This is a genomic window from Nonomuraea sp. LP-02 (assembly GCF_036289125.1).
GTDB lineage: Bacteria > Actinomycetota > Actinomycetes > Streptosporangiales > Streptosporangiaceae > Nonomuraea > Nonomuraea bangladeshensis.
Genome location: NZ_JAXCLK010000001.1, coordinates 3,292,170 through 3,313,210, shown reverse-complemented (window position 1 = coordinate 3,313,210; position 21,041 = coordinate 3,292,170). Strand labels below are relative to the sequence as shown.

Annotated in this window: 21 protein-coding genes; 5 read left to right on the top strand and 16 right to left on the bottom strand. The window is 71.3% G+C overall.

Features of this window, described 5'->3' with window-relative positions:
* The first annotated feature begins 3 nt into the window (after positions 1 to 3).
* Positions 4 to 537: a GNAT family N-acetyltransferase gene (locus SMD20_RS15430; protein ID WP_329580944.1), complete on the top strand. Its 534-nt coding sequence runs from the start codon at positions 4 to 6 to the stop codon at positions 535 to 537.
* Here SMD20_RS15430 and SMD20_RS15425 read toward each other — a convergent pair.
* The gene (locus SMD20_RS15425) at positions 518 to 1,066 is read right to left on the bottom strand and encodes a TetR/AcrR family transcriptional regulator (protein WP_329580940.1); all 549 of its coding nucleotides are present in this window, start codon (positions 1,064 to 1,066) and stop codon (positions 518 to 520) included. The two genes, SMD20_RS15430 and SMD20_RS15425, sit on opposite strands and share 20 nt — an antisense overlap.
* A 96-nt stretch (positions 1,067 to 1,162) precedes the next feature.
* On the opposite strand from SMD20_RS15425, the gene SMD20_RS15420 reads away from it, so the two are divergent.
* The 3 genes from SMD20_RS15420 (at position 1,163) to SMD20_RS15410 (ending at position 3,737) form a co-directional block, all read left to right on the top strand.
* The gene (locus SMD20_RS15420; RefSeq protein ID WP_329580937.1) at positions 1,163 to 1,615 is read left to right on the top strand and encodes a nuclear transport factor 2 family protein; all 453 of its coding nucleotides are present in this window, start codon (positions 1,163 to 1,165) and stop codon (positions 1,613 to 1,615) included.
* A 170-nt stretch (positions 1,616 to 1,785) separates the two neighbouring features.
* Complete coding sequence (locus SMD20_RS15415) at positions 1,786 to 2,487, top strand: B3/B4 domain-containing protein (protein WP_329580935.1); 702 nt, start codon at positions 1,786 to 1,788, stop codon at positions 2,485 to 2,487.
* An 803-nt stretch (positions 2,488 to 3,290) separates the two neighbouring features.
* Positions 3,291 to 3,737 (top strand): hypothetical protein, encoded by a 447-nt coding sequence (locus SMD20_RS15410; RefSeq protein ID WP_329580932.1) that lies wholly within the window; start codon positions 3,291 to 3,293, stop codon positions 3,735 to 3,737.
* Between the two features lie 488 nt (positions 3,738 to 4,225).
* Here the strand turns inward: SMD20_RS15410 and glnA are convergent, their stop codons facing one another.
* Positions 4,226 to 5,650 carry a type I glutamate--ammonia ligase gene (gene glnA / locus SMD20_RS15405; RefSeq protein ID WP_329580929.1) on the bottom strand — a complete coding sequence of 475 codons (1,425 nt, stop codon included), beginning with the start codon at positions 5,648 to 5,650 and terminating at the stop codon, positions 4,226 to 4,228.
* Between the two features lie 94 nt (positions 5,651 to 5,744).
* Positions 5,745 to 6,812: a hypothetical protein gene (locus tag SMD20_RS15400; protein WP_329580926.1), complete on the bottom strand. Its 1,068-nt coding sequence runs from the start codon at positions 6,810 to 6,812 to the stop codon at positions 5,745 to 5,747.
* 77 nt (positions 6,813 to 6,889) lie between these two features.
* Here SMD20_RS15400 and SMD20_RS15395 point away from each other — a divergent pair, with 77 nt between their 5' ends.
* On the top strand, positions 6,890 to 7,351 hold the full coding sequence (locus SMD20_RS15395; protein WP_329580924.1) for an RDD family protein: 462 nt from the start codon (positions 6,890 to 6,892) through the stop codon (positions 7,349 to 7,351).
* 60 nt (positions 7,352 to 7,411) lie between these two features.
* Here SMD20_RS15395 and SMD20_RS15390 read toward each other — a convergent pair whose 3' ends face one another.
* From SMD20_RS15390 to lpdA, 13 genes are all read right to left on the bottom strand, one after another.
* Positions 7,412 to 8,176 (bottom strand): class I SAM-dependent methyltransferase, encoded by a 765-nt coding sequence (locus tag SMD20_RS15390; RefSeq protein ID WP_329580921.1) that lies wholly within the window; start codon positions 8,174 to 8,176, stop codon positions 7,412 to 7,414.
* Positions 8,176 to 8,853, bottom strand: a complete 678-nt coding sequence (locus SMD20_RS15385; protein ID WP_329580919.1) for a DUF4191 domain-containing protein — start codon at positions 8,851 to 8,853, stop codon at positions 8,176 to 8,178. Before SMD20_RS15385 ends, SMD20_RS15390 begins: the two co-directional genes overlap by 1 nt.
* A gap of 63 nt (positions 8,854 to 8,916) precedes the next feature.
* Positions 8,917 to 11,292: a beta-glucosidase family protein gene (locus tag SMD20_RS15380; protein ID WP_329580917.1), complete on the bottom strand. Its 2,376-nt coding sequence runs from the start codon at positions 11,290 to 11,292 to the stop codon at positions 8,917 to 8,919.
* Between the two features lie 65 nt (positions 11,293 to 11,357).
* The gene (locus tag SMD20_RS15375; RefSeq protein WP_329580914.1) at positions 11,358 to 12,173 is read right to left on the bottom strand and encodes an alpha/beta fold hydrolase; all 816 of its coding nucleotides are present in this window, start codon (positions 12,171 to 12,173) and stop codon (positions 11,358 to 11,360) included.
* Positions 12,149 to 12,535, bottom strand: a complete 387-nt coding sequence (locus SMD20_RS15370; RefSeq protein WP_329580911.1) for a VOC family protein — start codon at positions 12,533 to 12,535, stop codon at positions 12,149 to 12,151. Before SMD20_RS15370 ends, SMD20_RS15375 begins: the two co-directional genes overlap by 25 nt.
* Positions 12,536 to 12,629: 94 nt before the next feature.
* Positions 12,630 to 13,586: a helix-turn-helix domain-containing protein gene (locus tag SMD20_RS15365; protein ID WP_329580909.1), complete on the bottom strand. Its 957-nt coding sequence runs from the start codon at positions 13,584 to 13,586 to the stop codon at positions 12,630 to 12,632.
* Between the two features lie 84 nt (positions 13,587 to 13,670).
* Positions 13,671 to 14,600 (bottom strand): lipoyl synthase, encoded by a 930-nt coding sequence (gene lipA / locus SMD20_RS15360; RefSeq protein ID WP_329580907.1) that lies wholly within the window; start codon positions 14,598 to 14,600, stop codon positions 13,671 to 13,673.
* A gap of 42 nt (positions 14,601 to 14,642) precedes the next feature.
* Entirely contained in the window at positions 14,643 to 15,626 is a 984-nt protein-coding gene (locus SMD20_RS15355; RefSeq protein ID WP_329580905.1) for a M48 family metallopeptidase, read from the bottom strand.
* A gap of 58 nt (positions 15,627 to 15,684) precedes the next feature.
* A complete protein-coding gene (gene lipB, locus SMD20_RS15350; protein WP_329580903.1) occupies positions 15,685 to 16,377 on the bottom strand; it encodes a lipoyl(octanoyl) transferase LipB in 693 nt (230 codons plus the stop codon).
* Positions 16,378 to 16,415: 38 nt separating this feature from the next.
* Positions 16,416 to 17,153 carry a peptidase E gene (locus SMD20_RS15345; protein ID WP_329580901.1) on the bottom strand — a complete coding sequence of 246 codons (738 nt, stop codon included), beginning with the start codon at positions 17,151 to 17,153 and terminating at the stop codon, positions 16,416 to 16,418.
* A gap of 35 nt (positions 17,154 to 17,188) precedes the next feature.
* Positions 17,189 to 18,082 (bottom strand): TIGR01777 family oxidoreductase, encoded by an 894-nt coding sequence (locus SMD20_RS15340; protein ID WP_329580899.1) that lies wholly within the window; start codon positions 18,080 to 18,082, stop codon positions 17,189 to 17,191.
* Positions 18,083 to 18,178: 96 nt separating this feature from the next.
* Positions 18,179 to 19,636: a 2-oxoglutarate dehydrogenase, E2 component, dihydrolipoamide succinyltransferase gene (sucB, locus tag SMD20_RS15335; protein WP_329580897.1), complete on the bottom strand. Its 1,458-nt coding sequence runs from the start codon at positions 19,634 to 19,636 to the stop codon at positions 18,179 to 18,181.
* A 38-nt stretch (positions 19,637 to 19,674) separates the two neighbouring features.
* Complete coding sequence (gene lpdA / locus SMD20_RS15330) at positions 19,675 to 21,039, bottom strand: dihydrolipoyl dehydrogenase (protein WP_329580895.1); 1,365 nt, start codon at positions 21,037 to 21,039, stop codon at positions 19,675 to 19,677.
* Positions 21,040 to 21,041 lie beyond the last annotated feature (2 nt).

The window sequence follows — 21,041 nt, the reverse complement described above, 5'->3', positions numbered from 1 at the left end:
CGGATGGAGACAAAACGGCTGATCATGCGCAGATGGCGCGAGGAGGACCGCGAGCCCTTCGCGGCCATGAACGCCGACCCCGAGGTCATGGAGCACTTCCCCGCTCTGCTCACGCGCGAGCAGAGCGACACCATGGTGGACCGCATCGAGCGGCAGTTCGACGAGCGCGGCTACGGCCTGTGGGCGCTGGAGGTCATCGGCACCGGTGAGTTCATCGGCTTCACCGGGCTGATCTGGCAGACGTTCGACGCGCCCTTCCTGCCCGCCGCCGAGATCGGCTGGCGGCTGGCCCGCCCGGCCTGGGGCCACGGCTACGCCACCGAGGCCGCCAGGCGGGTGGTCACGTACGCGTTCGAGGAGGCCGGCCTGACGGACATCATCTCCATGACGGCCACCACCAACCTGCGTTCGCAGGCCGTCATGCAGCGCCTCGGCATGACCAGGGACCCGGCCGAGGACTTCGACTTCCCGTCCGTGCCGGAGGGCAGCCCCCTGCGCCGGACCGTCCTCTACCGGCTCAGGGCCGGCAACCCCTGAAGATGATCTCCAGCGTGCGGTCCTGCAGCTCCGGCGTCCAGCCGGACAGCAGGGCCGCCTGCGAGGCGGCCGCCAGCAGGGCGGTCACCTCCTCCAGTCGTACGTCCTCGCGGACCGCGCCGGCCTCCTGAGCGCGGCGCAGCAGCGTGCCCAGGGGCTCGTCCAGCGCCCGCAGCGCGCCGCCGAGCCGCAGGCCCGCCCCGCCGCCCGTGAGCAGCTCCGCCACGGTCCTGCGGGCCGCCGCCGCCTCCACGACGCGCGTGAAGAACGCGAACAGCGCCGTCTTCGGATCGCCGCTCCCCGCCAGCTCCTCCGCCTCGGACACCAGCCGGGCGAGCAGCGCCTTGAAGATGGCGGCGAGCAGGTCGTCCTTGGTCGGGAAGTGCCGGAACACCGTGCCGATCGCCACGCCGGCGCGGGCCGCCACCTCCTCCGTGGACGCCGACGCGCCGCGCTCGGCGAAGACCTCCTCGGCGGCGGCCAGGATGCGCTCGCGATTACGCCGGGCGTCGGCACGCAACTGGGCCACCGGCGGTCCTCCCTCTCTCCGTTGACAACCTGAGTGGGCACTCATTATGTTCGCTGAACGTGAGTGCGTACTCATCTTAATCCCGAGGAGGGCGCCATGAGCGCACGCGAGGTGTTCGACCGGCTGCGGGGCTACCTGAGCGGCGAGCACGACGACGAGGAGGTCTGGGCCGAGGACGTCGTCGTGGAGACCCCGTTCGCCGCCCCTGGACGGCCTCGCAGGATCGAGGGGCGGGCGGCGTTCCTCGACCGGGCCCGCCAGGACCGGGCCGCGCTGCCCTTCCGGCTGGAGATGAGCGAGGTCACCGTGCACCAGACCGCCGACCCCGACGTCGTCATCGTCGAGTACGAACTCGGCGCCACCCTCCCGGGCACCGGCGAGCGGCGGTCGGCCCCCTTCATCGGCGTGCTCAGGGCGCGGGACGGGCAGGTCGCGCACTGGCGGGAGTACCAGGACACGCTCCGGGTCGCCGCCGCCACCGGCCACCTCCCGGCCCTCCTGGCCGGCCTCGCCCAGGACTCGCCGGACGTCCAGGACGCCATGGCGTAGCGCACCCCGCGCAGGGCGGGGTCCCGCCCGCGCAGCCACACACCAGCCGCAACGCAGGCGTCGGCGGGAGGCGGGGGCGGGCCCAGGTGGACCAGTGTGCCGCGCTCGCCTGCGCCTGCTACGGCCCGGCTACCGCCCGCCCCCGCCGGATCCGGGTATCGTGACCGGTTGTGCGTTTCCAGCATTCCGCGGTCCTGTGGCGCGACTTTCCCGAGCTGGTGCCCGGCGTCCTCACCGCGCGCGGCCTGAACAGCGCCGTGTCCGTGGACGACCGGCTGGTCCCGTACGCCGAGACCGCCGCCAAGCGCCTGGCCACCGCCACCGAGAGCGAGCTCCCGGAGATCCAGGCCTGGCGGCGGGCGTTCACCCGGATGGGGCTCAAGCCCACCCAGTACAGATGCGCCTCGGAGTCGCTGCTGCGCCGCTTCCGCAAGGAGGGCGCCCTGCCCCGGCTGCATCCCCTCATCGACCTGTGCAACGCGGTGTCCATCGCCTACGCGATCCCGGTCGCCGTCTTCGACCTCTCCCGCGTCGCGGGCGACCTGGAGGTGCGGTACGCGACGGGCGAGGAGACGTACCTCACCTTCTCCGGCGACGACGAGCGCCCGGCGCCCGGCGAGGTCGTCTTCGCCGACGCCGAGGGCCGCGCCCACGCGCGCCGCTGGACGAACCGGCAGAGCGGGCTGTCCGCCGTACGCCCGGACACCGCCGACGTCCTCATCGTCGCCGAGGCCCTGCACGAGACGGCCCGAGCCGACATCGAGGCCCTGATGGACGCGCTCGCGACCGACCTGACCACCCTCTGGCCCGGCACCACCCCAAGCCCGGCCGTCCTCACCCCGTCCGCCCCCCGCTTCGACACCGCCGTCTGACGCGATCAGCAGTACTCATCGCTCACCCGCCGCCGGAAATCTCCTCCGTCAGTCCCTTGCCGCCGTGACAGAGGTGTCACACGGCGAGCACCTCCCAGCGAGCGGCGTGGGAGGGTCCTGCCCAAGCGTGAGGTCCGTGATTGCGCGGACGCCCGCGATGCCTTGCTCATGATCGCGGTGGCTGGGGGAATATTGATCATGCCACTGGTGGACACCCGAGTCGGAACGGATACTTAAGCCGTTCTCCTCCTCGGCCCGCGAGAAGATACGGCAAGATCCTTTTTTCTAGCATGAGGGAGCTGGCGGGGTCCGCAGACGGCAGAAAGCTGGACCAACATGCCGAAAGCGCACAAAGGCAACATCTGGTAATGGCTCGTACCAGATTGATGGTTACCTGCAGACCTGAATGGTGGAGACCGGATCTCCGTGCAGAAGGGTGCCCGACCTGCGCAGACTTGGTGTGATTGGCAAAGTCTGCCGCTGGTGTGGCTGTCCAGATACCTTTGGAATACGTGAGCCCTGTGTAACACATGGGCTGCCTGTGGAGAAAATGAGATTTCCTTGTCTCTCACCCTCTCTTATGGCGTAGTGTGATCTTTCGACCGCGCCGATCTATGATCATGAAAGGGGGGGGGGGTAAGTCCGCAATGTCCAAAGACGATGATCAGCCGCCAAAGGCGTCGGCTGGCCAAAGCGGTTCATCTTCACCGCCGTCCCGTATCAAACGATGGTTCCAGAATGTCTGGGTTCGAGTTACGGGGTGTCTTGCTGTCCTCGCTCTCCTGACTACAGTGGTTCTTCAGATGGAGCAGGTGGCGGCGCTCGTGGAGAAAGTCTTCCTCTGCTGCGACCGGCCAGACAATGATGTGCGGTGGGATGGAGTGGTCGACAAGGCCACAGTTGATTTCTGTAGATCGCTCACACTCGTTGGCGATGTCCCTCCCGACAAGCGGCTCGTTGTAGGGAGGGAGTCGATAGAACGCTTTGGCGGGAACGATCAGATCACCTTCGCGCAGGCTCGGCGTTCCGCCGTAGGGTGGATCGTCGATCCCGGATGGAAGCCTCGATCGGCCAAGGAGGGCGCGAAGGAGTACAAGCTGTACGCCAGGCTTGTCTCGATCAAGGATTGGGATGCCATGGCGGGCGGCACCGGAAAAGCATCGCTTTATTCGATGCCGTCCGCCATGGAGGCGATAGAATCTGCCCCTGATGTACTGGTCTACAGCGCCCCAGGCATAGGTCCCTGTTAGATCGGCACATCGCCCCGTCGGGGCGGTCCGGTTACGTACCGGATCGCCCTTTCGGCTTTTGTGAGGGAGTTTATGTCACATCGGATGACTCTCTCACGTAGTTCTTTGAATGTTATCGCCTCGTAGCCCTGCAGCCCTGCTTGCTTTCCGACGTTGTGCCAGGTAGGGACGTTCGATAACTGCGGACCGTCCGTTAGACCAACCGCTTGCTAGGTGTGAACTCCGATGTCTGTCCCCGAAACGCAGACGCTATGTGTGTTACTGACCGTACTCCATGGAACGCAGAAAGGCATCCGCTTCAGGGCTTCTTGCCGATTGCTACTTTGCTGGACGCAGCAGCATCGGCTGTGGTTCACCCGCGATGAGAGTGGTCCCGAACGCGGAAAACCCGTGACAAGGCGCGATACCTTCTCACGGGCTTTCCTTCGTATGACCGCCGGCGTCCTACGCGAGGACCCCGTATCTGCAGGTCATCGCGCGACCGCTGGTCACACGTCGTAATAGAGCTCGAACTCGTGCGGGTGCGGGCGCAGGCGGATCGGGTCGACCTCGTTCTCCCGCTTGTACGACAGCCACGTCTCGATCAGGTCAGGCGTGAAGACGCCGCCTTCGAGCAGGTAGTCGTGGTCCTCCTCCAGCGCGTTGAGCACGTCGCTGAGCGAGCCGGGCACCTGCGGGATGTTGCGGGCCTCCTCGGGCGGGAGCTCGTAGAGGTCCTTGTCGACGGGCTCCGGCGGCTCGATCTTGTTGCGGATGCCGTCGATGCCGGCCATGAGCATCGCCGCGAAGGCGAAGTACGGGTTGCACGACGGGTCGGGCACCCGGAACTCGATGCGCTTGGCCTTCGGGTTGGAGCCGGTGATCGGGATGCGGACGCAGGCCGACCGGTTGCGCTGGGAGTAGACCAGGTTGACCGGCGCCTCGTAGCCCGGCACCAGGCGGTGGTAGGAGTTGACCGTCGGGTTGGTGAAGGCCAGCAGCGACGGGGCGTGCTTGAGCAGGCCGCCGATGTAGTAGCGGGCCGTGTCGGACAGGCCCGCGTAGCCGACCTCGTCGTAGAACAGCGGCGAGCCGTCCTTCCACAGCGACTGGTGGCAGTGCATGCCGGAGCCGTTGTCACCGAAGATCGGCTTGGGCATGAACGTGACCGTGTGGCCGAACTCCATCGCCGTGCTCTTGATGATGTACTTGTACAGCATCAGGTTGTCGGCGGTCTTGAGCAGCGTCCCGAACTTGAAGTCGATCTCCGCCTGGCCGGCCGTGCCCACCTCGTGGTGCTGCATCTCGACGTCGATGCCGCACTCGATGAGGTTGCGGACCATCTCCGAACGCAGGTCGGTGAAGTGGTCCATCGGCGGCACCGGGAAGTAGCCGCCCTTGTAGCGCGGCTTGTAGCCGAGGTTGCCGCCCTCGGTGGCCTTGCCGGTGTTCCAGGCGCCCTCGATGGAGTCGATGTAGTAGTAGCCGGCGTTCTGGCGGGTCTCGAACCGGACGTCGTCGAAGATGTAGAACTCGGCCTCAGGGCCGAAGTAGACCGTGTCGGCGATGCCGGTGCCCTTGAGGTATTCCTCCGCCTTGCGGGCGACGTTGCGCGGGTCGCGGCTGTAGGCCTCGCCGGTCAGCGGGTCGTGCACGAAGAAGTTGATGTTGAGCGTCTTGTGCTGCCGGAACGGGTCCACGACGGCGCTGGACGGGTCGGGCAGCAGAAGCATGTCCGACTCGTGGATCTGCTGGAAACCACGGATCGACGAACCGTCGAACATGAGCCCGTCAGTGAAGACGCTCGCGCCGAAGTTCTCTACCGGGAAGGTGAAGTGGTGCGTCGTCCCCGGCAGGTCGGTGAACCTGACATCGACGAACTGCACCCCTTCGTCACTGATGAACTTCAGGACGTCGTCGGCGGAGTTGAACACTCTCGAACCTCCCTGGGGACTGGCCATCATTGCGACGCTAGGGCTAAGGCGTTTCCACATGGTGTCCCGATTGTTTCGCACATGTTACGCAGCGTCAGGTGTGCTTGCTCCTCCGGCAAGTCCCGTGCTTGCGGGGCTCGTCGAGGTCGTAGGGGTCGAGGATCGGGCCGGTGCCCTTACTGTCCGTGCCGGGCGTGTCGTCGTAGACCGGATGGATGTAGCCGTCGTCGAAGCCGCAGCGGGCGGGCGTGGCAGCGGCGCTCCAGTTCCTGGGCGCGACGACCAGCCGCCCGCCGTCGCGGTACATGAGCACGCTCCCGGTCGGGTGGGTGGCGAGCCTGATCGTCGTGTCGGGCCGGCCCGGGCGGCGCACCGCGTAGATGATCAGGTGGTTGAGCTTCGCCTCCACGCCGCGCCTGCCGTCCCGCCGGAACGCGCCGAGCGTGATCCGCCCCTTTACCTTGATCACCTCGGTGGCGAGCTCGGCGGTGCCCTTGGCGAGGCTGGTCACGTACACCCGGGTCGTGCGGCGGTCGTCCAGGCCGTCCTCGAACCGGCGGCGCTGCCGCGGCTCCAGCAGCTTGGCGAAGGCGTCAGGCGCGCCTCCCAGCAGCGTCTTCTCGTCGAGGTACGCCGCCGCCAGCAGCTCGCGCGTCCGCTTCAGCCCCTTGGCCACGTCCTTCTCGGAGAGCCCGCCCATGGCCTTGGCCTCGGGCAGCACGAAGCCTTTGACGCCCTCGGCGTAGTGCTCGGCGGGCGAGCCGGCGAACGGGTCGCGCGAGGGGTCCGCGGTGGCGGCCGTCTCCCCGATCTCTCCGGTGGCCTCTCCGATCGCGGTGGGCGGGCTGGTGGCGGTCCCCTCGCCCGCGGTGCCGCCGGGCATCAGCAGGTCGGGCCGGTACGTCACGACCAGCCCCGCGGCCGCGACCACCGCCGACAGGACCACCAGCGCCCGCCCCCAGCGCCGCGGCCGCGTGGGGGGACCGAAGCTCTCCGAGCCGGATGAACGGGTACGGCGGCTCCGCTCTTGGCGCGGTGGGCGGCGGTTCCTGGCCTCCTTGGCGGCCCTGGTCGCCTCGGCGCGCATGCGGCGCCGTTCGGCGTCGTCGATCTGCCCGACCAGCTCGTTGAAGCGCTGGTCGAGATCATCCCCGTGTGGCATGCCGTACATGGTGGCGGGCGGATGACGCGGTTGGGTCACAACGCCGACCGGCCACCCGGGCGGATACCGTTGGAGGCATGAGCAGCAAGCAGCCCCGGTGGACGCAGACGTGGCTCGGCGGGGTCAGGTCCGCCGGCATCGACCTCGGATATCCGGGGGAGCGCCTGGGGCTGCCCCAGGAGGGCAGCGGATCGGTCACCGGATGGGGCCGCCGCATCGTGGCGCTGGTCATCGACTGGATGATCTGCACGTGGGTGGTCGTGCAACTGCTGCTGCGGATGAACCCGGCGGAGTCGCCGTGGGCGCCGGTGGCGGTGTTCGCCGTCCAGTATCTGCTGCTCGTCGGGTTCATGGGGCAGACGTTCGGGCACCGGCTCATGGGCATCAGGGTCGCCGCCATGGACGGCGGCGACCCCCGCCTGCTGCCCGTGCTGGTGCGCACCGTGCTGCTCTGCCTGGCCGTGCCCGCGCTGATCTGGGACCGCGACCACCGCGGCCTGCACGACCGCGTGTCCAACACGATGGTCGTACGCATGTGAGCTCCGGAAAGCATGTGCAGTCCGGAAAGCAGGTGACGTCCGGAAAGCCGGAGGAGCGGGTCAGGGGCGGGCGCAGCTGAAGATGGCGGTGCCCGGCAGGTGCCGGCCGCGCAGCGGGCTCCAGCCGCCCCACACCCGTTCGTGGCCCTCGGGCCACTCCGGCTCCAGCAGCCCGGTGATCGTCAGCCCCGAGGCCACCAGCAGGCCGACCCAGTCGCCCAGCGTGTGATGGTGCTCGACGTAGGTGGGCGTGCCGTGCTCGTCCCGCTCGACGTAGGGGGAGCGGTCGAAGTAGGAGCGGTCGGACGTCAGCCCGCGCGGCCCCGGGTCGTCGGGGAACGCCCACCGCACCGGATGGCTCACCGAGAACACGAACCGCCCGCCCGGCCGCAGCACCCTGCGCACCTCGCGGAAGACGGCCCCCGGATCGGCCACGAACGGCAGCGCACCGAACGCCGAGCACGCCACGTCGAAGGACGCGCCGGCGAACGGCATCGCCTCGGCGTCGGCCTGCACCGCCGGCACCCGCAGCCCCGTGTCGAGGTCGATCCGCCGGGAGTGCTGGAGCTGCCGGTGCGAGACGTCGAACGCGGCCACCTCGGCGCCCTGGGCGGCGAGCCAGCGCGCGCACTGGGCGGCGCCGCAGCCGATCTCCAGGACGCGCCGCCCGCGCACCTCGCCCAGCAGCCGCGCCTCGGCCTCGTCGAGCCCCTCAGGGCACCACACGAACCCCGTGTCGCGCAGGAACTCGCCGTGCTCGACCTGGTAGTCGTCGGCGTTGCCGTCCCACCACCAGCGGTTGGCCCGCGAAGAGGTCGACGGCACTAGCGCATCTTGGGGCGCGGCATGCGGGAGCCCTTGGGCATCGGCCCCTTCGGCAGGGGCATGTTGCGCGGCAGCGAGCGCAGGCGGTCCTTCACCTCGTTGACGGCGGGCTTCTTCAGGTTGCGCGGCAGCTTCATCAGGTGGCGCTGCAGCTTGCCGAGCGGCACCTGCCCCTCGCCGTCACCGCACTGCACGTCGTAGATCTCGATGCCCAGCACCACCCGCGCGACCCGCTTCTTCTCGGCCGCGAGCATCTTCGCCACCCGGTTGCCGGGACCCTCGGACACGAGCACCACGCCGGGGTGGCCGACCACGAGGTGTACGAGGTCCTGGTCGCGGTTGACCGCGATGGCGGGGGTGACCTGCCAGTTGCCCCGCATGCCCTGGAGCACGGCCGCGGCGGCGCCGGTCTGGCCGTGCAGGATCGAGTATTGGGCCTTCTGCGCGAGCTGCCCGAACACCACCAATCCGACCGTGATCGCGGCCAGCACGCCGATGAACAGCGAATACCACAGATAGTCCGTGACCAGGCCGATCACGACGATCACGGCAAGCGTGCCCACCGCGGAGAGGAAGACAATCGGCATCCCCTTGGGGTTGGCCTGCTTGATGATCTGCGCGATCATGCGGAGCTGCTTGATGCGCCCCGGCTTCTCTTGGTCCTCGGACTTTGCCATGCTCTGAAGGATACAAACCAACTGGTGGACAATGGAAAACGCGCCCGCCGATTTCGCGCTGAGCTACATCTCCTGCACGGTCCGCACCGTGATCGACAGGCGCGGATCGGCGACGCTGCGGCCCGCCGTGACGACGTGCTCGCCCCCGGCCGTACGCCAGCCGCCGTCCCACACCTGGAAGGCCCGCTCGTCCAGGAACACGGTGGACAGCACGGTCTGGCCCGGCCCGGCCTCGACCACGTCGAAACCGGCCAGCCGGACGTCCCCCGGCTCCCCGGACAGGTGGGCGTAGAGCTGCACGACCTCGCGTCCCGGCCGGTCCCCGGTGTTGGTGACCGCCACGGTCACCGTCATCGCTCCTGGCGGGCCCTCGGCGGCGATCTGGTCGTACGACCACGTGGTGTACCCGAGGCCGTGGCCGAACCAGAACGCCGGCTCGGTCCCCGCCTCCCGCCACGCGCGGTAGCCGATGCGCGGGCCCTCGTCGTAGGCCACGACCCCGTCCACCGGCGTCACGGCGGACACCGGCGCGTCGGCGAGGCGGCGCGGCCAGGTCGTCGGCAGCCGCCCGCCCGGCTCGGCGTCCCCGAACAGCACCTCGGCGAGCGCCGTGCCCGCCTCCTGGCCGGGGAACCAGGTGAGCAGGACCGCCGCCGCGTCCTCCGCCCACGGCATCTCGACCGGCGAGCCCGCGTTGACCACGACCACCGTGCGCGGGTTGGCGGCGATCACCGCGCGGATCAGCTCGTCCTGGCGGCCGGGCAGCGCGAGGTCCGTACGGTCGAAGCCCTCGCTCTCCACCTCCGGCGTGGTCCCCGCCACCACCACGGCCACGTCGCAGGCGGCGGCCACGCGCACGGCCTCGGCCAGCAGCTCGTCCGCGCCGGGACCGGGGGTGGCGTGGCCCAGCGTGAACGCCACGAACGCGAGGCCGCCGATCGTCCCGGCCGGGGAGGTCACCGTCACCTCGTACGGGCGGCCCGCCGTCATGGGCACGCCCACCCGCCGCTCGGGCGGCGACAGGAACGCCGTCGCCGGATCGCCGGAGACCTCGACGATCTCGTCGAGAACGGTCTCACCGTTCACGGTCATCGTGAACGCGCCCACGCCCGCGACCGAGAGCCGGTGCTCGCCGGAGACGTCCGGCGTGTACGTTGTCACCAGCCGCACCGCGCGCAGCCGTTCGCCGTCCACGTCGGGCGGGAGCTGCCCGATCCAGCGGGCCTCGGCGGTCGGCAGCGGATGCTCGGCCAGCACGCCCCCGTCGCCGTCCAGGAACAGGGCCCGCGCGGGGGAGGGGATCGGCGCCAGGCGGATGCGCGGGTCGGCGCCGACGGCGTGCCGCACCTCGGCGCGGGCGCGCAGGCCCGCCAGCGGGGAGACCACCCGGTCGGGGTAGACCTGGGCGCTGCCGCCGCCCATGACCCTGGCCTCGCCGGCGGCGGCGCCGATGACAGCGAGCGTCGGCGTGCCGCGCAGCGGCAGCAGGCCGTCGTTGGTCAGCAACGTGAACCCGCGCGCCGCCACCTCCCGAGCCAGCGCCACCCCGTCGATGTCGGCGGAGTCCGGGCCCGCCGGGGGCTCGGAAGGACGGAGGGCGCCGACGCGGTGGGCGAGACGGAGGATCCGCCGTACCCGGTCGTCGACGGCCGCCTCCGGCACGCGCCCCGCGCGTACCGCCTCCTCCAGCTTCTCGCCCCACGGCCCGTGAGGTCCCGGCATGGCCACGTCGGTGCCGCCCAGCGCGGCGGCCTCGGTGGAGCGCACCGCCGTCCAGTCCGACACCACGAACCCGTCGAACTCCCACTCGCCCTTCAGCACCCCGAGCACCAGCTCGGCGTGCTCGGTCATGGTGGTGCCGTTGACCCCGTTGTACGCGGTCATGAGCCCCCAAGCCCCGGCCCGCACCACCCGCTCGAACGGCCGCAGGTACACCTCGCGCAGCGCCTTCTCCCCGACCCGCACGTCGGCCGTGAACCGGTCGGTCTCGAAGTCGTTGGCCACGAAGTGCTTGGGCGTGGTCGCGACCCCGCCCTCCTGCACGCCCTCGACGTACGCCGCCCCGATCTCGCCCGTCAGGTACGGATCCTCGGAGTAGCACTCGAAGTGCCTGCCGCCGAGCGGCGAACGGTGCAGGTTGAGCGTGGGCGCGAGCAGCACGTGCACGCCCTTGCGCCGGGCCTCCTGGGCGAGCAGCCGCCCGGCCCGCCGCACCAGGTCGAGATCCCAGGTGGCGGCGAGCGCGGTGGGGCTGGGCAGCGCGATCGACGGGTCGCCGGGGCTCCACCGCTCGCCGCGGACGCCGATGGGGCCGTCGCTCATGACGAGCCGGTCCAGGCCGATCTCGGGGATCGGGGGGAGCGACCACATGTCGGCTCCGGTGAGCAGGCGTACCTTGGCGGCGAGGTCGAGCCGGGCGATGAGCGCGTCGAAGTCCACGCCGCCAGTGTCCACCAGAAAACCGACCACTTACTAGGTTTGCTACCTCCCTGTTATAAAACCGCTCATCTCCGGACGAAGAACTCCAACAGCTCCGGCGCCAGCGCCTCCACCGTCACCGCGTGCGTCTGCTCCTCCAGCACCCGGTGCGCGGCCCCCGGCAGCGCCGCGGCCACGGCCGCGCCCGCCCGGCGCATCCAGGCAGGGCTGTCCTCGCCGTTGAGCACGAGCGCCGGCCGGTCGATCCCGGCCAGCCGCGCGGCCGGCAGCGCGTTGCCCGGCCCCATGACGGCCGCCTCGTACGCCAGCGTGTGCGCCGCCGCCTCGGCCGCCGCCCAGAACGGCTCCGCCCGCATCCCGGCCACGGCCTCGGCGGGCACCTCGGCCGCCTCCACCATGAACCGCTCCACGGCCGTGTCCCGCCGCCCGGCCGCGACCAGCGCGGCGAGCTGCTCGGCGAAGTCGTCCGGCAGCGGCGGCGCGGAGTCGTCCACGTGGTACGGCGGCTCCCACAGCGCGAGCTCGGTCACGCCCGGCAGCCGCACGGCCGCCTCCAGTGCGAGCGCCGCCCCCGACGAACCGCCGAACACCTTGGCGCTCCCATCGGCTGCCGCGATCACCGCGGCCAGGTCCTCGACCTCCCGCTCGACCGCGTAAGGGGCGGTGTCCCCGCTGCCGCCCCGCCCTCTGCGGTCGTAGCTGAACACGGTGAACCACGGCGCCAGTGCCTCGGCCAGGCCCGCCATGGTCGGGTGCGCGCGCTCCATCATGGCCCCGGCCACCAGCACCACCGCCGGGCCCGAGCCGTAGCGGTCGTAGGCGATGGGGGTGCCGTCCGCGGAGACGGCCGTGCCGCTCAGGACGCCGGCTGCACCAAGCACAGCGCCTCCCAGTGGTGGCCGTCGAGGTCGGCGAAACCGCGCTGGTAGCGCACGCCGTCCTCCTGCTTGACGCCCGCCGGGGTCGCGCCCGCGGCCAGCGCCCCGTCCACCAGCGCGTCCACCTGCTCGGGGTTCTCCATGCCGAGCACGAGGATCGCCTCGGTGGTCTTGTCCGCGTCGGAGATCTCCTTGGCGACGTACGAGGAGAACACCGGCTCGGTCAGGAGCATCACCTGCGTCTCCTGGTTGATGATCACCGACGCCATGCCCTCGGCCATGCCGAAGATGGTGAAGCCGAGGCCGGTGAAGAACTCCTTCGACCGGTCCAGGTCCTTGACGGGCAGGTTCACGAAGAGCTGCATTTCCGGATCCTTACTGCCGTATCTGCTTGACACCCCCGATTCTGCCGAGACCGTGAGCGCCGGTCTTGTCGTCGCGTGCCCGGCCGGTTGACGTTCAGCGCACTTCCGAGGCGCGGCGGTACTCCGCCGGCGACATCCCGTACGCGCGCCGGAACAGCCGGCTGAAGTGCGCCGCGTCCGGCAGCCCGTAGCGGGCGGCGATCGCGCTCACCGGCTCCGTGCCGCCCCTGGTCAGCTCCGCGCGGCAGCGCTCCAGCCGCCGCTGCCTGATCCAGGCGGCGACCGTCGTCTGCTCCGGCTCGAACAGCCGGTGCAGGTAGCGCACGGAGATGTGGCAGGCGGCGGCGATCGTGGCCGGGTCGAGCTCGGCGTCGCCGAGGTGCTCCTCGATGAAGGCGTGCACGCGCAGCAGGAGCGTGCGCTGCCGGGAGTCCTCGGGCAGCGTGCGGGTCAGCTCCAGCCGCTCGGCGACCGCGGCGCCGACCAGGTCCATCACCACGGCCGACAGCCGCGCCGCGCTGGCAGGGGAGTAGGTGGCGTGGTCGGCGGCCACCCGCCGCAGCAGCGGCACGGCCAGCGCGCCCGCGCCCGACTCCGTGCCGATCGGGGCCGCGGCCAGCGTGGCGACGGCGTCGACCGGCAGGGCGAGCAGGTCGCGCGGGAGACTGAACACCGCGAGGCGCACCGCGCTGTCGTAGGCCAGCTCATAGGGCCTGGTGAAGTCGTAGATGGCGAACTCGCCGCGGCTGAGCTGGGTGGCCCGCCCGGCCTGCGCCAGCCGCGGGCTGCCGGACAGCGCCAGCACCACGCGGTAGATCTCCGGGTTGCCCTGGCCGATCTGGCCGGCGGTGCGGTGCACGCTGTGCGGCGTCGAGGTGCGCACGGTGCCCACCCCCACCGGGCCGAGCCGGCCGACCTCGATCTCGCCCCGCAGCGGGGCGTCGGGATCGATGCGCAGGTCGAGCGGGCCGAGCGTGTCGCACACGACGCTCCGCCACACCTCGTGGCGGCGCGCGGCCGGTAACTCGCTGGTGCGGATCAGCACCCCCATGGTGATCACCCCGTCGTCGGCGGTGCCGCAATGGTAGACGAGGAAGGGCCCGGAGCCGCGCTCCGAGCCCTTGCCCCGGCCGTCTCAGGCGCTCTGGCGTGCCGCGATGGCCTGCTGGTAGAGCCTGCCCGCCCGGTAGGACGAGCGGACCAGCGGCCCGGACAGCACCCCGGCGAAGCCGATCGCCTCGGCCTCGGCCTGCAGCTCGACGAACTCCTCCGGCTTGACCCAGCGCTCCACCGGGTGGTGACGCGGCGTCGGCCGGAGGTATTGCGTGATCGTCAGCAGGTCGGTGCCGGCCGCGTGCAGGTCGCGCATGGCCTCGACGACCTCCTCGCGGGTCTCGCCCATGCCGAGGATGAGGTTGGACTTGGTGACCAGGCCGGCCTCGCGGGCCATCGTGATCACCTTGAGCGAACGCTCGTAGCGGAAGGCGGGACGGATGCGCTTGAAGATGCGCGGCACCGTCTCCACGTTGTGGGCGAACACCTCGGGCTTGCTGGAGAAGACCTCCTCCAGCTGGCCGCGGTCGCCGTTGAAGTCGGGGACCAGCAGCTCGACGCCGCAGCCGGGCAGCAGCGCGTGGATCTGACGGGCGGTCTCGGCGTAGAGCCAGGAGCCGCCGTCGGGCAGGTCGTCGCGGGCGACGCCGGTCACGGTCGCGTACTTCAGGCCCATCTGCTGGACGGACTCGGCGACCCTGCGCGGCTCGTCGCGGTCGTACTCCTTCGGCTTGCCCGTGTCGATCTGGCAGAAGTCGCAGCGGCGCGTGCACTGGTCGCCGCCGATGAGGAACGTCGCCTCGCGGTCTTCCCAGCACTCGTAGATATTGGGACAGCCCGCCTCTTCACAGACCGTGTGCAGGCCCTCGCGGCGCACGAGCGATTTCAGCTCGGTGTATTCGGGGCCCGTCTTCAGCTTGGTCTTGATCCACGGGGGCTTGCGCTCGATAGGGGTCTCGGCGTTGCGCACCTCCAGGCGGAGGAGCTTTCGGCCTTCAGGAGCAACGGTCACGTCCCCAGCTTACGTCCGCGTCCCGACTCGCCCGGCCGTGGGTCAGGAGATGAGGCCGAAGCCGCGGATCGCCCGTGCGTAATGGGCGCGCAGCTCCTCGTCGATGCGGCCGGAGGCGGCGCCGTCGAGCAGCTCGCCGTCGGGCGCGGAGGTGAGCACGCCGTCCTCGGTGAGCAGGAAACGGGCCAGCGCGCCCTCCCTGATCGCGGCCACGCTCTCGCCGCGCAGCGCCGCCGCCTGGATCGGCGCCAGGTAGCCGTGACCGGCGGCCAGCTCCTCCAGCTCGGCCAGCTCCTCCGGCGAGGCCACGCGCAGGGCCAGCTCCCGCTGCCGCCGCCGGGCCGCCGCCTCGCTCGCGGGGGCCAGCCGGGCCAGCGCGTACCGGGCGAGCAGCACCGGGCCGCCGAGCACCCGGCCGATCAGGCGGCCGAAGAAGCCCGCCACCTCGTACGCGGTGCCCGGTTGGTCGGAGATCCCCAGCGACGAGGCGGTGATCTTCGTCTGGGCCTCCTCCCGCACGCGCAGCGGCGCGGCCTCCATCAGCGCGTCACGCCAGGCGTCCAGCGTCTCCATCGCCCCGCCGACCACCAGCTCCTCGCGGGTCGGCACCCGCGCGTACGCGAGCGCCAGCAGCGTCACCCGCTGCCGGGCGGGCAGCGCCAGCCACAGCGGCAGCCCCACCACCAGCACCGGGCGGCGGAGCGGGCCCACGCGGCCGTACCAGGTGTCGGTCGCGAGGTCGCGCACCGCCACCTCGCGCGGCCGGGGCACCCGGATCCGGTCGGCGACCCGGTCAGCCAGGGCGTACAGCTCGGGCGCCGCCGCGCGCTCCAGCACCTCGGCGTCGTCCGCCATGCCCCGCAGGCGCGGCCGCAGCACCCAGGCGACGGCCAGGCTCAGCCCGCCGAGCAGCCAGGCGAGCGGCGAGGTGACGTGCGCGGCGATCGCCCACCCGCCGAGCGCGGCGAAGCTCAGCGTCATCAGGTGCACCAGCAGCGCGAGAACCAGAGCGATGAGGCGCTTCACATGGGTGATGGTAAATCCGGGAACGTCATCGTTCGGCAGGTCCTCGGCTGCGATTCGGTCACCGTCGGAGCAGGTCCTCCTCGTGCAGCTCGAAGCCCTGCCTGCCGAGCGCCTCGGCCAGCCGCTTCTCCGCGATGGGCATGACCTCCTCGGCCACGATGCGGCGTCCGGTCTCGGCCGACAGCGAGGAGACGCCCACGTCGGGCAGCCCGCACGGCGCGATGCGGTTGAACCAGCGGGGGTCGTTGGCGCAGTTGAGCGCGAAGCCGTGCATGCTGACGCCGCGCGAGACCCGGATGCCGACCGCGCCGAGCTGCCGGTCGGGCAGCCCCAGCGCCGGGTCGCCGATCGCCCACACCCCGGCCCGCCCGCTCACCCGGCGCGCCGAGACGCCGAAGTCGGCGCACACCTGGATCATCGTCTCCTCCAGGCGGCAGACGTAGGCCACGACGTCGGCGACGGCGACGATCGGATAGGCCACCAGCTGCCCGGGGCCGTGCCAGGTGAGCCGGCCGCCCCGGTCGACGTCGACGACCGGGGTGCCGTCGGAGGGACGCTCGGCGGGCGCGGTGCGCTTGCCCGCCGTGTAGACGGGCGCGTGCTCCAGGAACAGGACGGTGTCGGGCAGCTCGCCCGCCACCCGTTTGCCGTGCGCCCAGCGCTGGAGCGACCAGGCCTGCTCGTAGGGGACGTCGACGCCGAGTCGGACGATGGCCAGTGCGTGGGGATCGTCCCCGGGGATGGGGCGCATGAGCCTATTGTGCCGTTCCCTCACCCTTGAAGGGTAATTCAGGGGGTCAGCATGCGCGGTTCGATCCGCAACTCCTTGACCCCGCCGGCCCCGTCGTGCTCCAGCTTGTAGGCGTAGCCGCCGGGCGCGACGCTCACCGCCTGGATGAACTCGGTGCCCACGTAGTGCAGGGCGACGCCCTCGTCGGCGGCGTAGCCGCCGGGCAGCTCGCCGCTCGCCACCGACTGCTGCAGCAGCGGGCGGCGCTGCGGATCGGAGTCGTAGTGGACGCCGCAGGAGTAGGGGAGCAGGCCCAGGCCGTCGGCCCACACGCGCAGCTCGGGGCCGAAGGAGTCGGTGTTGCCGCCCACGTGCCAGCACAGCGCGCCCGCGCTCTGCCCCGACAGCACCACCCCGGCCCGCCACGCCTCGGTCAGCGCCTCGTCCAGGCCGTGCAGCCGCCACAGCGCCATCAGGTTGGCCACGCTGCCGCCGCTCACATAGATCATGTCCTGTTCCAGCAACCAGGCTCTGGGATCGGGCACGTTGGGCATCGGGAACACCGTCAGATGGCTCACCTCGACGTCCCAGCCGGCGAACGCGCCGTACATCTTCAAGATCCAGTCGGCGTCGTCGCCCACGGCCGTCGCCAGCAGACCCAGCTTCGGGCGGTCCTGGCCGGTCAGGTCCAGCCCGTAGCGCAGCAACCCGCTCGCCTCCACGAAGGAGTAGCGCGGGCTCTGGCGGAACGAGCCGCCCCCGATCGCGAGGATGTGCGACTGGCCTGACCGTGTCATCTGGGACTCCCCACCTGCAAAGAAACGAACGGCCACTAGAGTACGGCGCTCAGCGCCTCGTCGAGTCGGGTATGGGCGAAGCGGTAGCCGCTGCCCGTCAGCCTGCCCGGCACGATCCGGTGGCTCGGCAGCAGCCCCGCGCGGGCGAACTCGCCGAGGCCGAGCGAGAGCGCGAACGGCGGCACCGGGATCGGCATGGCGCTCCTGCCGACGGCCTTCGCCAGCGTACGGGTGAACTCGGTGTTGGTGACGGGGGAGGGCGAGGTGAGGTTGACCGGCCCGCGCACCTCCCGCTCCCGGATCAGGTGCAGCACCGCCCCCACCCAGTCGGTCACGGTGATCCACGACCAGTACTGCCGGCCGGTGCCCAGCGGCGCCCCGAGGCCCATGCGGAACAGCGGCAGGACGCGGCCGAGCGCCCCGCCCCGCTTGCTCAGCGCGAGCCCGCTGCGCAGCAGCACGGTGCGGACGCCGGCCTCCTCGGCCCGCACCGCCTCGCCCTCCCACCGCTCGCACAGGTCGGCCAGGAAACCGGTGCCCTTGCCGGCGCTCTCGTCGATCTCCCGGTCGCCGGTGTCGCCGTAGAAGTCGACCCCGGAGGCCGACAGCAGCACCTCGGGCGGGCTGGACAGCTCGCGCAGCGCGCCGACCAGTGTGCGGGTGCCGTCGACCCGGCTGGTGACCAGCTCGCGTTTGTACGCCTCGCTCCAGCGCCGGTCGCCGATGGACGCGCCCGCGAGGTGCACCGCCGCCTCGGCGCCCTCCAGCGCCGTCAGGTCGGAGAGCCGCTCGCCCGGCCGCCAGGACACCTCTCCGGGGCCGCGGGCCGGCCTGCGCACCAGGCGCACGACCTCACGCCCCTCCGCGCGCAGCGCCTCGACCAGCGCCGTCCCCAGCAGCCCCGACGCCCCCGTCACGATGATCGCCATGACTTCACAGTACGCCCGACCGCCCCGCTCCCCGCGGCTGGGACACGAACGGCCGGGCGCCCCCCGAGGGGAACGCCCGGCCGTCCGGGTGGAGCCTTACGCGAGGCCGAGCTGCGCCTCGAAGCGGCCCTCCTCCAGGCGACGCTTGATCGTCGTGAGGAAGCGGGCGGCGTCGGCGCCGTCGACCAGGCGGTGGTCGTAGGTCAGCGCGAGGTAGACCATCGAGCGCACCGCGATGACCTCGCCCTGCGGCGTGTCGAGCACGACGGGACGCTTGACGACCGCGCCCGTGCCGAGCATGCCGACCTGCGGCTGGTTGAGGATCGGGGTGTCGAACAGCGCGCCGCGGCTGCCGGTGTTGGTCAGCGTGAACGTGCCGCCGGTGAGCTCGTCGGGCGTCACCTGGTTGTTGCGGGTGCGCTCGGCGACATCGGTGATCTTCCGGGCCAGACCGGCCAGGTTGAGGTCGCCGGCGTTCTTGACGACCGCGGCGAGCAGGCCGCGCTCGGTGTCGACCGCCATGCCGAGGTTCTCGACGTCGAAGTAGGTGACCTCGTTGGTCTCGTTGTTGATCGTGGCGTTGAGCTTGGGGTGCTGCTTGAGCGCCTCGATCGTGGCCATCGCGAAGAACGGGGTGAAGGTCAGCTTCACGCCCTCGCGGCGGAGGAAGTCGTCCTTCGCCCGCGCCCGGAGCTGCGCGATCTTGGTGACGTCGACCTCGACGACCGAGGTGAGCTGCGCGGCGGTCTGCAGCGACTCGACCATGCGCTTGGCGATGGTCTGACGCAGCCGCGTCATCTTCTCGGTGCGGCCGCGCAGCGTGGTGTCGACCTCGACCGCCTCGGGCGCCGCGGCGACCGGGGCCTGCGCGACCGGGGCCTGCGCGGCCGGAGCCTGGGCGGCGGGAGCGGCCGGGGCGGCCGGGGCCGCCTTCTCGCGCTGCGCCTTGGCGGCCTCCAGCACGTCCTGCTTGCGGATCCGGCCGCCCACGCCGGTGCCGTTGATCGCCTCGAGGTCGACGCCGTGCTCGTTGGCGAGCTTGCGCACCAGCGGCGTGACGTAGGGGCTCTCGCCGGACGACGGGATCGGCGTGGGCTCGGCGGCCGGCTGCGCCGGTGCCTGGGCCTGCGGGGCGGGCTGCTGCGTCGGCTGCTGCGTCGGCTGCGGGGCCGGGGCGGGCGGCGTCGGCTGCGCGGGCGCCGGCTGCGGGATGGAGGAGGCCTGCGGAGCCGGGGCGGGCTCGGGCTCGGGCTCCGGCTCGGGCTGGGCCTGCGGGGCCGGGGCCTCGGCGGCCGGGGCGGCCGCGCCCTCCTGGGCGTTCTCGTCGATGACGGCCAGCTCCGCGCCGACCTCGACCGTCTCGTCCTCGGCGACGACGATCTTCGTGAGGACACCCGCGGACGGCGACGGGATCTCGGTGTCGACCTTGTCGGTGGACACCTCGAGGAGCGGCTCGTCGGCCTCGACGCGCTCGCCCTCCTTCTTCAGCCAACGGGTTACGGTGCCCTCGGTCACGCTCTCGCCGAGCTGGGGCATCTGTACGGAGACCGGCATCGTTATTCTTCTCTCGCGTTCTGATCTCGAGGGCTGGACTAGTTGTGTACGTGCAACGGCTTGCCGGCCAGGGCCAGCATCGCCTCACCCATCGCCTCGGACTGGGTCGGGTGTGCGTGGATGAGCTGGGCGACCTCTGAGGGCAGCGCCTCCCAGTTGTAGATCAGCTGGCCCTCCGTGACGAGCTCGCCGATGCGCCGGCCCACCATGTGGACACCGACGACCGGGCCGTCCTTCTGGGCGATGACCTTCACCGCGCCGGAGGTGCCGAGGATCTGGCTCTTGGGGTTGCCCGCGAGGTCGTAGACCTGCTCGACGATCTCGATGCCGCGCTCGGCGGCCTGGGCCGAGGTGATGCCGACCGAGGCCACCTCGGGGTCGGAGTAGGTGATGCGCGGCACGCCGTCGTAGTTGATGGGCGGCGGGTTGAGGCCGGCGATGTGCTCGGCCACCATGATCCCCTCGGCGAAGCCGGCGTGGGCGAGCTGCGGCGTCGGGATCAGGTCGCCGATGGCGTAGACGCCCGGCACCGAGGTGCGGCAGTGCTCGTCGACCACGACCGCGCCGCGCTCGACGGTGACGCCCTGCTCCTCGAAGCCCATCCCGGCCGAGACCGGGCCGCGCCCGACGGCGACGAGCAGCAGCTCGGCGTCGAGCGTCTTGCCGTTGGCCAGGGTGACCACGACGCCCGTCTCGGTGGTCTTGACGCCGTCGAAGAAGACGCCCAGTTCGTACTTGATGCCGCGGCGGCGGAAGGCCCGCTCCAGCAGCTTGGAGCTCGACTCCTCCTCGGCGGGCAGCAGGTGCGGCAGCGCCTCGACGATCGTCACCTCGGCGCCGAAGGAACGGTAGACGCTGGCCAGCTCGACGCCGATCACGCCGCCGCCGAGCACGATCACCGAGCTCGGCACGCGGTCCATGCGCAGCGTGTGCTCGCTGGTGATGACGCGCTCGCCGTCGATCTCCAGGCCGGGCAGCGACCGCGGGGCCGAGCCGGTGGCGAGGACGAGGTTGCGGCCCTCGTAGACCTCCTCGCCCACCTGGACCCGGTCAGGGCCGACCAGCCGGCCCTCGCCCTCGACGACCGTCACGCCCGCGCCCTTGAGCAGGCCCTGCACGCCCTTCCAGGCCCGCGTGACGATCTTGTCCTTGAAGGCGTGCACGCCCTGGACGTCGATGCCCTCGAAGCGGGCCTTGACGCCGTAGGAGGCGCTCTCACGGGTCTCGTCGGCGACCTCGGCCGAGTGCAGCAGCGCCTTGGTGGGGATGCACCCCCGGTGGAGGCAGGTGCCGCCGATCTTGTCCTTCTCGATCAGGACGACCGACTTGCCCAGCTCGGCGGCCCTCAGCGCGCAGGCGTAACCGCCGCTGCCGCCACCTAGGACGACGATGTCGTAGGCCACAG